This is a genomic window from Planococcus sp. 107-1 (genome assembly GCF_021513255.1).
GTDB lineage: Bacteria > Bacillota > Bacilli > Bacillales_A > Planococcaceae > Planococcus.
The window spans coordinates 1,251,647-1,266,160 of sequence record NZ_CP090977.1 but is presented as its reverse complement, the minus strand read 5'-3'; the positions used below and the strand labels follow the sequence as shown (position 1 = coordinate 1,266,160).

Below are 14,514 nucleotides of genomic sequence, written 5' to 3'. Positions count from 1 at the left end.
ACAAGCGCTGGAGTCTGGACATTAAGAAAAGCGGAGTCTCGACAATTAAAATACTTTTCCTCTATTCAAATTAAAAACGAAAGCGAGTTCTTATATATGTATGACGTTATTATTATCGGCGGGGGTCCCTCAGGCTTGATGGCTTCCATCGCCGCTGCATCAACCGGACAACAGGTTTTACTTATTGAAAAAGGCAAAAAGCTCGGAAAAAAACTGATTATTTCCGGCGGCGGACGCTGCAATGTGACCAACCGGCTGCCTCTTGACGAAATTGTGAAACATATTCCAGGCAACGGCAGATTCCTGCACAGTCCGTTTTCCGTCTTCAACAACGAAGACATCATCTCTTTTTTTGAAGGGTTGGGCGTTGCTTTGAAAGAAGAAGACCACGGTCGCATGTTCCCCGTTTCCAACCGGGCGCAAGACGTGGCGGATGCCATGTTCCGCGAAATGGACCGGCTGAACGTGAAAGTCATGCTCGATTCACCGGTTAAGAAATTATTGATGACCGACGAAAAAGTGACCGGCGTCCGGCTGCATTCGGGCGAAGAATTTACCGCCAAAGCGATTGTTGTCGCAGTCGGCGGAAAAGCCGTTCCGCAAACGGGCTCGACGGGCGATGGCTACCCGTGGGCTGAAAAAGCGGGGCACACCGTAACCGATTTGTATCCGACCGAAGTTCCTTTATTGTCCAAAGAGCCGTTCATCGTGAGCCGCGATCTACAAGGCCTTGCCCTTCGCGACGCTGCTGTTTCGGTGCTGAATAAAAAAGGGAAGAATTTAGTGACCCACCAAATGGATATGCTCTTCACCCATTTCGGATTGAGCGGCCCCGCGGTGCTTCGCTGCAGCCAGTACGTCGTCAAGGAAATGAAAAAGAACGGCGGCGAACCGGTGCAGATGCGCATCAACACGATGCCTGAGGAAAATGCGGAATCCGCTTTCCAACTGCTTCATAAAATGATGAAAGACGAACCGAAAAAAGCGGTGAAAAACGTCTGGAAAAGCATCACCCAAGAACGTTGGCTGCTGTTTTTGATGGAACGCGCAGGCATCGATCCGCAAGCCATCGGTGCAGAACTTGCAAGCGACAAAGTGCGGGCATTCGCTCAGCAATTGACGGCATTCTCAATGACCGTGACTGGCACGCAGCCGATTGAGAAAGCCTTTGTCACCGGCGGCGGTGTCTCGATCAAGGAAATTGAACCAAAAACGATGGCTTCGAAGAAAAAGCCCGGCCTTTACTTCTGTGGCGAGATCTTGGACATCCACGGCTACACAGGCGGCTACAATATCACTTCCGCACTCGTGACCGGAAATGTTGCAGGGCGCAGTGCTGCTGCTTTTGCTGAAGATTTACAACTGACGCATTAAGTAAAAACCCCATTTGCCGGGATGCAAATGGGGTTTTATTTTGCCTAATTCCGGATTTGTTTGCGGAATACTGGAATTTGTTTGCGGAATTTCATACTTTGTTTGCGGAATAACCTCGTTTATTTGCGCAAAACAAAAAACCTGCCGAGAATCCCTCGACAGGTTCTGTTATGTTATCCGACTACCACGTTTACCAATTTCCCTGGAATCGCGATGACTTTGCGGACTTGTTTGCCTTCTGCAGCTTTTTGGACATGCTCATCCGCCAATGCCGCTGCTTCCAATTGTTCTTTCGTGCTGTCTTTAGCAATCAGTAATTTCGTTTTCACTTTGCCGTTCACTTGGACAACTACCTCGATTTCATCATCGATCATTTTCGATTCATCGAACGTTGGCCAAGCTTCATACGTCACCGTTTCTGAGTGGCCCAATTTCTCCCATAGCTCTTCTGCTACGTGCGGAGCAACTGGCGACAATAATTTCACAAAGCCTTCAACGTATTCTTTTGGAATCGCGTCGACTTTATAGCCTTCGTTGATGAAGACCATCATTTGCGAAATGCCTGTATTGAAACGAAGCCCTTCAAAGTCTTCCGTTACTTTCTTCACGGTTTGGTGATAGACTTTTTCCAATTTGCCGTCGTTTGAATCCACGATTTTCGCACTCAATGCATCTCTTTCTTCATCGATGAACAACCGCCAAACACGGTCTAGGAAGCGGCGTGCCCCGTCCAAGCCATTAGTTGACCAAGCAATCGAAGCTTCAAGCGGTCCCATGAACATTTCATAAAGGCGAAGTGTGTCTGCACCGTGGCTTTCGATGATCTGGTCCGGGTTGACGACATTGCCTTTAGATTTCGACATTTTTTCATTGCCTTCCCCGAGGATCATTCCTTGGTTGAACAATTTCTGGAACGGCTCTTTCGTCGGCACAACGCCAAGATCGTAAAGCACTTTATGCCAGAAACGCGCATACAATAAATGAAGGACGGCATGTTCTGCTCCGCCGATATAGACATCGACCGGAAGCCAGTGCTTCAATAATTCCGGATCGGCCAACATTTCATCATTTGTCGGATCGATATAGCGCAAGTAGTACCAGCAGCTTCCTGCCCATTGCGGCATCGTATTTGTTTCGCGGCGGCCTTTCATGCCTGTTTCCGGATGGACGACATTGACCCATTCGGTGATATTCGCAAGCGGCGATTCGCCGGTGCCGCTCGGTTTAATATCTTTTGTTACAGGAAGCATCAACGGCAAGTCTTTTTCATCGACCGGCGTCATAGTGCCATCTTCCCAGTGGATGATCGGAATTGGCTCACCCCAATAGCGCTGGCGGCTAAATAGCCAATCGCGTAGGCGATACGTAATTTTCTTCTCACCGACACCGTGTTCTTCAAGCCAAGCAATCGCTTTTGCGATCGCTTCTTTTTTGTTCAATCCGTTCAAGAAATCGGAATTGATCAATTCGCCGTCGCCTGCGTATGCTTCTTCCGCGATGTTTCCACCGGATACTACTTCGACAATCGGCAAGTCGAATTGCTTCGCAAATTCATAGTCGCGCTCATCATGTGCTGGAACTGCCATGATGGCCCCAGTTCCGTAAGTAGCAAGTACATAATCGGCAATCCAGATCGGCATTTTTTCGCCGCTGACCGGATTGATTGCAAATGAACCGGTAAAGACGCCTGATTTCGATTTGGCCAAATCCGTACGCTCTAAATCGCTTTTCGTTTTCACGTCATCGATGTATTTTTCGACTGCCGCTTTTTGATCAGCCGTCGTGATGGAAGCCACCAATTTATGTTCCGGTGCAAGCACTGCATAAGTTGCACCGAAAATCGTATCTGGACGTGTTGTAAATGCGCGGAAAGAATGCGCTGTGCCTTCGACTCCAAACTCAAGTTCTGCCCCTTCGGATTTTCCGATCCAGTTGCGCTGCATGTCTTTCAAGCTTTCCGGCCAGTCAAGATCATCCAAGTCTTCAAGCAAACGGTCTGCATATTCCGTAATGCGCAGCACCCATTGGCGCATTGGGCGGCGTTCAACCGGATGTCCTCCGCGTTCAGAAACGCCGTCGACTACTTCTTCATTAGCAAGAACTGTCCCTAGCGCCGGGCACCAGTTCACAGCCACTTCATCTACATAGGCCAAGCCTTTATTGTAAAGCTGGATAAAAATCCATTGCGTCCATTTATAGTAAGACGGATCCGTCGTGTTGACTTCGCGGTCCCAGTCATACGAAAATCCAAGTTCCTGGATTTGGCGTTTGAACGTTGCGATGTTTTTCGCCGTGAATTCCGCCGGGTCGTTTCCTGTATCCAGTGCATATTGTTCTGCCGGAAGGCCGAATGCATCCCAGCCCATCGGATGAAGGACATTATAGCCCTGCATGCGCTTCACTCGGCTTAAGATATCCGTTGCCGTGTAACCTTCCGGGTGCCCAACGTGGAGTCCAGCTCCAGAGGGGTAAGGGAACATATCCAATGCGTAGAACTTCGGTTTATCAAAATCAGTTTCCATTTTGAACGTTTTGTTCTGATCCCAGAACTTCTGCCATTTCTTCTCGACTGTCTTGTGCTTGAATGTCATCTCAAATTCCTCCTCAAAAATAAAAACTCCCGTCCCTCATATTAATAAGGGACGGGAGTTTCCGCGGTACCACCCAAATTAGCGATTGCTCGCTCAACTTGACTCCTTAACGCGGAAAACGGTGTATCTTACTTGGTTTCACATACACGGACTCCAAGGCGAGTTCAATTGCTCCAAACACCGGCTTGCACCTACCGCCGGCTCTCTTCGGAATGAAAACAATTTACTGATCCTCTTCACTGTCGTTTACTATTATCTTTAGTTTAGCGGAACCGCCGTTTTTTGGCAATAGTTCAGGACACTTTCACGTTTTCTGTATTCAGAGGCGCATCTGTGGCATCAATGATATCTTGGACGCTGAAGCCTTCGAACACTTCCGTCAGCACTAGTCCGTCAGGCGTCACTTCGATAACGGCACGGTCAGTGATGATCTTGTTGACAACGCCTTTACCCGTAAGCGGCAAGTCGCATTGCTTTTTGATTTTTGAAGATCCGTCTTTTGATACATGATCCATGATGACAATCACCTTTTTGGCGCCATGCACCAGATCCATCGCTCCGCCCATGCCCTTGATCATTTTCCCGGGAATCATCCAGTTCGCCAAGTCCCCATTTTCAGCAACTTCCATTCCGCCTAAGATCGCCACATCAATATGCCCGCCGGAATCATCGCGAACGATTCAGCGCTTGTGAAAAAAGAAGAGCCTTTAATGGTCGTCACAGTTTCTTTGCCGGCATTGATCAAATCCGGATCCACTTCGTCTTCAGTCGGATAGGGTCCGATGCCGAGCAATCCGTTTTCTGACTGGAGCACAACACTTTTATTGTCCGAGATGAAGTTCGCCACCAAAGTCGGCATTCCGATCCCTAAGTTTACGTAGTCTCCATCATTAATTTCTTTTTCTGCGCGTCTCGCAATTCTTTCTCTTACTTGGTTTTTATCCATCGCTGCACACATCCTTTCTTAGACTGAACGGGTTGTTAACCGTTCAATGCGTTTTTCCTGCTTCGCTTGCAATAAGCCTTGCACATAAATGCTCGGCGTTTGGACATGATTCGGATCGATGTCGCCGGTTTCAACGATTTCTTCGACTTCCGCAATCGTAATTTTTCCAGCCGCTGCGGCCAACGGATTGAAATTCTGCGCAGTTTTGTTGTAGACGAGATTCCCCATCTTATCCGCTTTATGTGCACGCACTAATGCGAAATCGGCACGAAGTGCATGTTCAAGCACGTATTCTTTGCCGTCAAACTCACGGATTTCTTTTCCTTCAGCGACCGTCGTACCCACTCCAGCCGGTGTGAAGAATGCTGGAATCCCAGCTCCGCCTGCGCGCATCTTTTCAGCCAATGTGCCTTGCGGCGTCAATTCCACTTCTATTTCGCCAGACAGTACTTGGCGCTCAAATTCCTTATTTTCTCCCACATAAGAACCGATCATTTTCTTGATTTGTTTGTTCTTCAGTAAAAGACCGAGACCCCACTCGTCGACTCCGCAGTTATTCGAAATCACTGTCAGGTCCGTTACCCCTTTATCGACCAACGCCAAAATCAGCTGCTCCGGAATTCCTACTAGTCCGAACCCGCCAACCATAATTGTGGCGCCGTCTTGAATTTGTTCCACCGCTTCGCGTGCAGATCCATAAATCGGTTTCATTTCAGCCATCCCCCGTTCTTTCCGTTGACAGAATTATGTAAATAAAAACGCTTTCATTTTAATTTAAACAAAGTATGGCCTAAAAGGCAATACAGGGGGATCAAATCAAAAGGAATAACTGCTTCTTCCATTTTAGCCCATATAAAAAAAGAAGGCCCATCAAGGGACCTTCTTCTAAGCTCGATTCATCAACTATAATTCTCCTGCAATTTCTCTGCCTGCTCTTTTTTCAGCGGACGGTCATAGAGCAATGACGTAATGATTGCGATTGCGACTAGAACTGTAACAAGTACAAATAATGCCGGCATCCCGTACACATCAACCATGACACCGCCGAGCAGCGGGCCGACCATGCGGCCGCCGGTTGCGACGCTATTGACTATGCCTTGATAGAATCCTTCACGGCCTTTCGGCGCCAATTGGTTTGCGAGCGCCGGTACTGCCGGCCATACGAACATTTCACCAACAGTCAAAATGGCCATTGCTGCAATGAACATCGAGAAATCCTGCGCAAATGCAACGACAACATAAGAAACCATCATAATTAAAATCCCGATAATCAATTGCTGCTTGATATTATCTTCGATGCGTTTCATGATTGGGCGGATAAAAGGCTGTCCAGCCACGATCAATACGCCGTTCAATGTCCATAAGAAACTATATTGCGTCAATGTGATGCCGATTTCCTGTGTGTAGGCGGAAATTGTCGACTGCCACTGCACATATCCGACCCAGCAAAGAAAATATCCGGCCGAAACGATCATCAAAGCATTGAAAGGCGCCTTTTTCCGTATCTTTTTCCCTTCATTTATAACCGAAGTATGTGAACCTGGGGAAATCGACATCGATTTGAATCCGAATAATGCAATGAAGAAAAATAAGATGTATGTTGCCAGATTGGCTCCAAAAATATAGTCGAAACTATAAGCAGCAAGAATTCCCGCCATCGCTGGTCCTGCCGCTACACCCACATTCTGTGCCAAGTAAATGGCGTTAAAGGCTTTACGGCCGCCTTCTGGCCAGACAGTCCCAACCATTGCATACATACTTGGAAATACAATCCCCCCACTGAATCCGATAATGGTGTAAAAAACAACGAATGGCAAAAACTCATGCCAGATCGTTAAACCGGACAGTGCAATGACGGTAATGATATTCCCCGCCATGATCGACTTGTATCCGCCGAATTTATCGAACAGCGCTCCACCGAGCAAATTGCCGATGACCGCCGCTCCCGCATTGCCCATCAAAACAAGCCCGGCAAGCGATAACGATTTCCCTAAATGATCGTGCATATATATGGTAGTTAATGGCCACAAAAACGAATTACCCGTTACGTTGACGAGCATTCCGATGATTAAGAGCCAGACGCGTTTCGGCATGAAAATTCTTCCCTTCGTACTAAATTCCAAGAGTCATTGTATTCCTTTTGAACCGTCTCTACAAGAGAAATATTTCGATATCTTAAAGACAGATTTTTCTGCCGTTGAAGCGGCAATTTTGCACATGCTACAATGGAAAAAAGAGGAGTTGTTTACGATGGAAATGAACTTGCCTTTTTCTTCTGACGGCAAACGCTATTACACATGGAATCGGCATTTGCGCGACCATTTCGGATTTAAAGTGATGAAAATCGCACTCGATGCCGGCTTTGATTGCCCAAACCGAGATGGTACGGTTGCGCACGGCGGCTGCACATTCTGCAGTGTCGCCGGCTCTGGTGATTTCGCAGGAGACCGGGTCGATTCGATTCCCGTCCAATTCGATAAAATAAAAGAAAAAATGCACCGAAAATGGAAAGACGGGAAGTATATGGCGTATTTCCAGGCCTATACGAATACCCATGCTCCACTTTCGGTGATCAAAGAAAAATTTGAAGCGGCGCTTGAACAGGAAAATGTCATTGGCTTAAGTATCGCAACGCGTCCGACTGCTTGCCGGATGATGTGGTTGATTACCTCGCCGAATTAAACGAACGGACGTATTTATGGGTGGAGCTCGGCTTGCAAACCGTCCATGAACGCACCGCGCTTCTTGTGAACCGGGCGCATGATTTCCCTTCGTATGTGGAAGGCGTCACAAAACTTCGGAACCGCGGCATCCGCGTATGCACCCATATCATCAATGGCTTGCCTCTTGAGGATCGCGATATGATGATGGAAACCGCCCGTGAAGTGGCGAAGCTGGATGTCCAAGGGATTAAAATCCATCTGCTTCATTTATTAAAGGGGACGCCGATGGTGAAACAGTATGAAAAAGGAATGGTTGAATTTCTTGAGAAGCAGGATTACATCCATTTGGTTGCAGATCAACTGGAAGTGCTGCCGCCTGAAATGGTCGTTCAGCGGATTACCGGAGACGGCCCTATCGACTTGATGATTGGTCCGATGTGGAGCGCCAATAAATGGGACGTGCTAAACGGCATTGATGCCGAATTGGCCGAGCGGAATTCGTGGCAGGGAAAAAATTACCGGGAGTGTGTCAATGCATGACTTTGCAGCGCGTATTGCCTTATACAAAATTTTTATTGGAACAAGCGGTCGAAACGGGTGACTGCGCCATCGACGCTACTGCAGGAAATGGCCACGATACGCATTTTTTGGCAGGGCTCGTCGGCGATGGCGGTAAAGTTTTTGCTTTCGATATCCAGGAAGAAGCGATCCGAAACACACGTGAGCGCGTCCATGGATTTTTACAAGTCGAACTGATTCATGACAGCCACGCGAAAATTTCAAGCTATGTGAAAGAACCGATTGCTGCGGCCGTCTTCAATCTCGGCTATCTGCCAAAAGGTGATCACAGCATCATCACAAAATCCCAGTCTACACTAGATGCCATCGAGCAATGCCTAAGCTTATTGAAGTCAAAAGGCGTTGTACTGATCGTCATTTATTCCGGGCATGAAGGCGGCAGCGAAGAGCGGGATGCAGTATTGAATTTTGTTACTGAGCTGCCGCAAGCTTCATACGACGTTTTGCAGTACGGCTTTATTAACCAGCGCCATTCGCCGCCATTTTTGGTAGCGATTGAAAAGAAATAGAAAAAGGCGATGCCCTATTGGACATCGCCTTTTTCTATTCACTTTACATGCACAACTTTAAACCGCTCACAGACCAACAGCATCGTATCAGAGTAAGCTAGGTTGTGGGCTTTCAATTCCTCTGCAAAAAACTGTTCATGGGCATTCCACCAAAAACTATAATCCCCTTCGCCTTCTGCCAAAGCAAAGTCGATCGGCACTTCGTTCATCGGCAAAACAGATACTTCCGTAATTTGAATGATGGCGGCAGGCATTTCTTTTGCATCAAGGACAATATTGTATTGACCCACTTGAGGCAGCGCTTCGTTTTCGATTTCATATAAAACACGTGCGGAACACGTTGCTGTTTTCTTGCCTTCAACCACAAGACTTGCCAGCCAATCTGCATCGGCTCCAAATTGGAAGGCTTCCGCTGCTGTATCCGGAGTCCGTTTTTCGCTTTCCCAGTAGTCATTCCAAAACTTCAGAGCTTGTGAATTCATGTCCATCCTCTTTTCTTCTTTGTAGGCACCTAAAGTTGGCGCAATTGCTATTTCATTAGCCATCAATTTCTACACGGCCGTCTTCCCAAATCCGAATGGGCTGGTAGCTATTCAAAAACCCGAGAGCTATATTCCCTGTCGAATTCATTTCCGTTATTCCTTCTATGTATGCAGATTCATCAATAATCAATCGGTAGAAATAACAAGTTCGACCGCCTGTATCCGAAGATTCTTCCAATACGATTTTTTCTCCATACTTTTCTTCGAAAAAACGAAACGCCGCTTCATGATTTTCAAATGCCGGCATTTCAAGAACCTCTTGCTGTGTAATTCGTTGCATTTCAGTCATGCTCATACCTCCGCTATCCATCATTACATCTTAGTTTAACCGAATATTCCATCCCTCGTCATTTATTAGATGGAAACGGCAGCTCACCGCAGCGCAGATATTGGTATACTGTTTGATAAGACCCTAATAATCAGAATGAAGGACGGGATGGATTGAAACACTTAACCCCAACAGGCGAGTTTATTTATACATATGCCTATCACCAAGATGAAAAAGACCTATGCCTGTTAGAGATGCGTTCTTTTTTTGGAGAAGATACAGAAGAGAAAATCCTTAAAAGCAAGAGGGCCATCGAGCCTAGCAGAAGCCCATTCATCAAAGAGCGGATTGAATTGCTGTTTGAAGGAACAAAACTAGAAGATGTCATCAACCAAGCAGCATCTATAAATATGGAGAATTCTACATTCAAAATCATTTTCCCGAAACTGAACGGCCTTTCATCGACTGATCAAATCGAATACACGGAAAAACGAAGCATCGAACGGCAGATTGGATTTGTCATCAAAGGAAAAGCGGATGTCCATCATCCGGACGTCATTTTCGGGTTGATCCTATTCGGCGGCCGGTGGTATTTCGGCCATTATTTGCAAAGTGAGTCTGTCTGGTTCAAGCATCAGCAAAAACCGCGTGAATACTCGACAGCACTCAGTACAAAAGTGGCGCGTGCACTTGCCAATATTGCCGTACCTGATCCAATCGGAGTGAAAGCGATCGATCCTTGCTGCGGCATTGGTACTGTACTCGTCGAAGCGTTGTCGATGGGCATTGATATTGTCGGTCGCGACATCAACCCTATTGTTGTCGAAGGTTCACTTGAAAATATTAAACATTTCGGTTTATCGGGTGCTGTCGAGTTGGGAGCCATTGCCGATATTAAGCAGCAATACGATGTGGCCATCATCGACATGCCTTACAACCTTTATACGAATGCTACCGAGGCCGAACAACAAGGGATTCTCAAAGATGCATTGCCTGTCACCGAAAAATTGCTTGTTGTGACAATCGATCCGATCGACTACATGATCGATGAAGCCGGGTTTTCGATCACCGATCGCTGCTTGGTGAAAAAAGGCTTGTTTCTTCGGGAAATTCTTGTTTGCGAAAGAACCAAGGTTCTGCAAGAAGCTTAAACTATCAACAGATTCACACAATGAAAAAAGCACCCGGAGAATATTCTCCGGGTGCTTTTGCTCTTCTCTACTAATAATGCGCCAGCATATCACGTACTAGCCCTTCTGCATCTAGGTCTGAAGGATAATACGTTGGCCAGTGCGTAACTTCCTCCAATAATTCTTTCCGGTCCGCTCCCCAATACAAATGGAAATGCGAAGATTTGACCGGATAGATATTGTGGTCACTAAACTGGATAAACGCAGGTGCTTGTTCGGAGCCTCCCGTCTTTTTGAAAATAAAACGGACCCCGCGATTTCCTTTTTCATACGTCAAAATTTCATAGCCGTCTGAGGCATACTCTCCTGAATATTCCTCTTTCCCATCAAAAAAAGTTACACTCCCGTCCTTGATTAAAACGCGGTCGACATCCGTTATGTAACCAGTCGTATAGTATTCTTTGTATTCTTCCGCTGTCATATCGCCAGTTTCAGCTTTGTGGGCAAAAACTTCATCTAAATCTCCTGAAACGAGATAAGGGTAAACAGATTGCCAATCCCCTTCCCAATCCGATAATTCCCGGTCTGCTACTTGTTCGTCTTCAAAATAACCGTCATAGATTTGAGTTGTGGCTTCATCATGGCCATGATGGTCATCAATCGCAATTTCGGCAGGTGCCGACTGGACTTCTGACGCTTCGCCCTCGCCGTAAAAGACCGCTTTGATTTCTGCTATTTCATTCGTTGCTTTTCCGGTAAAATCGGCTGATTCCTGTCCAGAAACCATTTCCCATTCATCGGAGCTGCTAGCCCTGCTATACCAGTGCCAATGGCCGCCTTCAGCTTCTTCTTTTAAGAATGCTGTCAGCTCGATTTCATCTCCTGTATGATAATGTGCTGCCAACCCTTCAATCAATACGCCTTCAGGCACTTCCTGATCCGTTTTTTCGCTTTCTGAATGACCCTGCTGCTCAGTGGCGCTGCCCGTGTTTGTTTCATCAGTTGACTGGCATGCGGCTAATACTAAAACCAATAGGAATAACCCGAGTCCTTTTACTATTTTCTTCATTTTCTATTCCTCCTGAAATTGAATGTCTTTTCTTTATGTACAGTCTTTCAAAATCCAATTGTCCTTCTTTTATTCGTAATCATTACGTTTTAAAAAACTGCAAAATTTTTTCTTTTACTATGTATCAAAATTTTTGGCTCAATTAAAAATTTCAGTTCAGCCAGATATAATGTACCAGTAGTTGCAATCCACTATATTCCCTTCCGCTCCTTTTGATTGCATTTTATAAATTGTAATCATTACGTTTTATAGATTATATTTATTTTGTCCTAATTGCAAGCCTTTTTTTATATTCCCGTGCAATAAAAAAACATCCGCAAATGTTGAGAACATTTTACGGACGTTTATTCGACTTAAGAACCGATTCAATTTTTCAAAATTAAATCATCTAATTGCTTTGCCGTTTCTGCATTTCTTCTGCCACTAATCGGTAAGAAGCCAATTTGTCGGCGAAATCATACGTGATGGTCACAAGCATAACTTCATCCGCACCATAGCCTTCTGCTAATTCTTCCAAAGCACCGACTACTTTTTCAGGTGTCCCGACAATCATCCGTCTGCGGTTTTCTTCCACCAGCAGGCGTTCGAATTTAGAATACGGATAATTGAAGGCGCGCTCAGGCGGCGGCGTGCCGTTTGATGGCATTCCTTGTGCGCCCATGGCAAGTGATAAGTCCATCGAAGACGCCACCCATTCCGCTTTCTCTTCCGTTTCTTGGCATACAACGAAAATCGCTACGCCTTGATACGGTTTTGATCCATCCATTGATTCGAAACGGTCGCGGTAAGTTTTGGCAAAACTTTGGCCGCCTTCTCCATTGATAAACTGCGCGAACATATAAGGCAAGCCTTTTTCAGCAGCCAATTGCGCAGAACTCTGGCTCGAACCCAGCACCCAAACCGGCGGTGCTGAATCTGTTACCGGCGTCGCTTTCATGCCGTAGTAGGCATGGTCTTCCGGAATCCGATCTTCCAAATACATGCGCAATTCGTCTATTTGAGCAGGAAAACGGTCTACATCCCGTTTCCGTCCTTCATTCAGCGCATAGCTCGCCCGCGGCATTCCGCCCGGCGCCCGCCTAACACCGACGTCAATCCGTCCCGGATATAAAGTTTCAAGGAGCTTAAAGTTCTCAGCCACTTTAAAAGAAGAGTAATGCGGCAGCATGACCCCTCCTGAGCCAAGCCGAATTGTATTTGTCATTGCCCCCAAATGGGATATCAATATTTCCGGTGAAGAACCTGCGAGCGTCGTAGCATCATGGTGTTCGGAAACCCAAAATCGCGTATAGCCCCATTTCTCTGCCATTTGTGCGAGCTTCGCTGTTGCTTTCAGCGCTTCCTGGGGTGTACGGCCTTCTGAAATCGGCGATTGATCTAATATACTAAAGGCTAAAGCCATGTCATCCCTTCTCTCACAAAACTTATTGCACCATGTATCCTAAAGAACGCAAAACATTTTTGATGAATAGGTGCGAAGAAATAAAAATGTCTTCGCGTTCAGGCTCCTGGAATAAATCATGGTAAGCATTTGTCCATTCTTTGTAGCTGAATTCCTTAAGGTTTTGCTGTTTGAGCCAGCGTTTCGCTATTTCTTTATCCGTGATCATATCCCGTTCTCCTGTATGGATAAATACCGGAATGTCCGGAAATACCCCTTTGCTTTGGGCAAGCAGCTTTAAATAGGATTGAAGCTCATGATACCAGCCTACCGAAATTTCAGTTCGGTAGAAAGGATCCTCTTTTTCCTGCTCGATCACTTCTTGGTTCTTGGTCAATTCTTCGATGGAAATATGGTGATTGATCTTTACTCGGGAAGTCACTTTATGAAAGCCGGTCAAAGCATTCGAAAATTTAGAAGGTGTCTTGATCAATTGCAGCCAAGGCGAAGTGAAAACAACTCCGGCGATATCCATTCTATTTTTGGAAAGCACACTCATCGCAAGAGTCGCCCCTAAGCCGTGAGCCACGATAAATACCGGCAATTCGTTTTCCATCGCGACTTTAACCGCTGTCTTTATGGATTTCTCGTAGTCTTCAAACGGTTCCCGATGCGCCGTATCTTTTTCCGCATTTTCGCCATGCCCAGGCAAATCTCCCATGATGACATGGAAATTCGCGCCACGCCAATGATCGATTTGCCAAGCATATCGCAGATGATGTTCATATGCACTATGAATGAGGACGACTACAGCTTTTGCCGGTCCGATGGATTCCCATTTCCACATTTCAAGCCACCTCTTTCTCTTGCGCAGGCTGCAACGCCATTTGACCTTTACGCTTATTTTGATAGGATTAGTATTATCTTATCTTTTTTACTGGAGGTTTTCCATGATTTACCCATTCAAAGACAAACATCCATCCATTCACCCCTCAGCTTTTATCGCTGACCATACTACGATTACCGGCGATGTCGTTATCGGTGAAGATTCTTCGGTCTGGTTCAACAGCGTCATCCGCGGCGATGTCGCACCTACCATTATCGGCAAGAAAACCAATATCCAAGACCTATGCATGCTTCATCAAAGCCCAGGGAACCCGCTGATTTTGGAAGACGAAGTCACGATCGGCCATCAAGTGACCTTGCATAGCTGCAAAATTCGCAAAGGTGCGTTAATCGGAATGGGCTCCATCATCTTAGATGGGGCCGAAGTCGGAGAAGGAGCATTCATCGGAGCCGGCAGTCTCGTTCCGCAAGGCAAAGTCATCCCTCCTGGCATGCTGGCATTTGGACGGCCCGCAAAAGTGGTGCGCGAGCTGCGCAAAGAAGACATCGAAGACATGCAGCGCATTGTCCGGGAATACGCTGAAAAAGGCGCATACTACAAATCGCTTCAATAAAT

12 protein-coding genes, 2 pseudogenes and 1 other annotated feature are annotated in these 14,514 nt (G+C 46.4%); of the genes and pseudogenes, 5 read left to right on the top strand and 9 right to left on the bottom strand.

What is annotated here, in order from left to right; genetic code table 11:
- Positions 1-96: 96 nt before the first annotated feature.
- Positions 97-1,374 (top strand): BaiN/RdsA family NAD(P)/FAD-dependent oxidoreductase, encoded by a 1,278-nt coding sequence (locus L0M13_RS06760; protein ID WP_235198835.1) that lies wholly within the window; start codon positions 97-99, stop codon positions 1,372-1,374.
- A gap of 173 nt (positions 1,375-1,547) precedes the next feature.
- Here the strand turns inward: L0M13_RS06760 and leuS are convergent, their stop codons facing one another.
- From leuS to L0M13_RS06740, 4 genes and pseudogenes are all read right to left on the bottom strand, one after another.
- Positions 1,548-3,965: a leucine--tRNA ligase gene (gene leuS, locus L0M13_RS06755; RefSeq protein ID WP_235198834.1), complete on the bottom strand. Its 2,418-nt coding sequence runs from the start codon at positions 3,963-3,965 to the stop codon at positions 1,548-1,550.
- 44 nt (positions 3,966-4,009) lie between these two features.
- Positions 4,010-4,214: a binding site (T-box leader), on the bottom strand.
- A gap of 44 nt (positions 4,215-4,258) precedes the next feature.
- A pseudogene (locus L0M13_RS06750) lies at positions 4,259-4,911 on the bottom strand (3-oxoacid CoA-transferase subunit B).
- An 18-nt stretch (positions 4,912-4,929) separates the two neighbouring features.
- On the bottom strand, positions 4,930-5,622 hold the full coding sequence (locus L0M13_RS06745; protein ID WP_052652086.1) for a CoA transferase subunit A: 693 nt from the start codon (positions 5,620-5,622) through the stop codon (positions 4,930-4,932).
- A 188-nt stretch (positions 5,623-5,810) separates the two neighbouring features.
- Positions 5,811-7,004, bottom strand: coding sequence for an MDR family MFS transporter (locus tag L0M13_RS06740; protein WP_235198833.1), 1,194 nt, complete (start codon positions 7,002-7,004; stop codon positions 5,811-5,813).
- A gap of 157 nt (positions 7,005-7,161) precedes the next feature.
- On the opposite strand from L0M13_RS06740, the pseudogene L0M13_RS06735 reads away from it, so the two are divergent.
- Both L0M13_RS06735 and L0M13_RS06730 read left to right on the top strand, forming a co-directional pair.
- Positions 7,162-8,114: pseudogene (locus L0M13_RS06735) on the top strand (TIGR01212 family radical SAM protein).
- Entirely contained in the window at positions 8,111-8,662 is a 552-nt protein-coding gene (locus L0M13_RS06730) for a tRNA 5-(aminomethyl)-2-thiouridylate-methyltransferase MnmM (RefSeq protein WP_235198832.1), read from the top strand. Before L0M13_RS06735 ends, L0M13_RS06730 begins: the two are co-directional and overlap by 4 nt.
- A gap of 38 nt (positions 8,663-8,700) precedes the next feature.
- Here the strand turns inward: L0M13_RS06730 and L0M13_RS06725 are convergent, their stop codons facing one another.
- Positions 8,701-9,144, bottom strand: coding sequence for an ASCH domain-containing protein (locus L0M13_RS06725; RefSeq protein ID WP_235198831.1), 444 nt, complete (start codon positions 9,142-9,144; stop codon positions 8,701-8,703).
- Between the two features lie 55 nt (positions 9,145-9,199).
- Positions 9,200-9,493 carry a hypothetical protein gene (locus L0M13_RS06720; protein WP_235198830.1) on the bottom strand — a complete coding sequence of 98 codons (294 nt, stop codon included), beginning with the start codon at positions 9,491-9,493 and terminating at the stop codon, positions 9,200-9,202.
- Between the two features lie 152 nt (positions 9,494-9,645).
- Between L0M13_RS06720 and L0M13_RS06715 the strand changes: the two genes are divergently transcribed.
- Positions 9,646-10,623, top strand: coding sequence for a TRM11 family SAM-dependent methyltransferase (locus tag L0M13_RS06715; RefSeq protein ID WP_235198829.1), 978 nt, complete (start codon positions 9,646-9,648; stop codon positions 10,621-10,623).
- A gap of 70 nt (positions 10,624-10,693) precedes the next feature.
- Here L0M13_RS06715 and L0M13_RS06710 read toward each other — a convergent pair whose 3' ends face one another.
- The 3 genes from L0M13_RS06710 to L0M13_RS06700 all read right to left on the bottom strand — a co-directional run bounded on the left by L0M13_RS06710 (position 10,694) and on the right by L0M13_RS06700 (position 13,899).
- Positions 10,694-11,671 carry a ZinT family metal-binding protein gene (locus tag L0M13_RS06710; RefSeq protein ID WP_235198828.1) on the bottom strand — a complete coding sequence of 326 codons (978 nt, stop codon included), beginning with the start codon at positions 11,669-11,671 and terminating at the stop codon, positions 10,694-10,696.
- A 388-nt stretch (positions 11,672-12,059) separates the two neighbouring features.
- Positions 12,060-13,073 carry an LLM class flavin-dependent oxidoreductase gene (locus L0M13_RS06705; RefSeq protein WP_235198827.1) on the bottom strand — a complete coding sequence of 338 codons (1,014 nt, stop codon included), beginning with the start codon at positions 13,071-13,073 and terminating at the stop codon, positions 12,060-12,062.
- A 22-nt stretch (positions 13,074-13,095) separates the two neighbouring features.
- The gene (locus tag L0M13_RS06700) at positions 13,096-13,899 is read right to left on the bottom strand and encodes an alpha/beta hydrolase (protein ID WP_235198826.1); all 804 of its coding nucleotides are present in this window, start codon (positions 13,897-13,899) and stop codon (positions 13,096-13,098) included.
- 103 nt (positions 13,900-14,002) lie between these two features.
- Between L0M13_RS06700 and L0M13_RS06695 the strand changes: the two genes are divergently transcribed.
- On the top strand, positions 14,003-14,512 hold the full coding sequence (locus L0M13_RS06695) for a gamma carbonic anhydrase (RefSeq protein ID WP_235198825.1): 510 nt from the start codon (positions 14,003-14,005) through the stop codon (positions 14,510-14,512).
- Positions 14,513-14,514 lie beyond the last annotated feature (2 nt).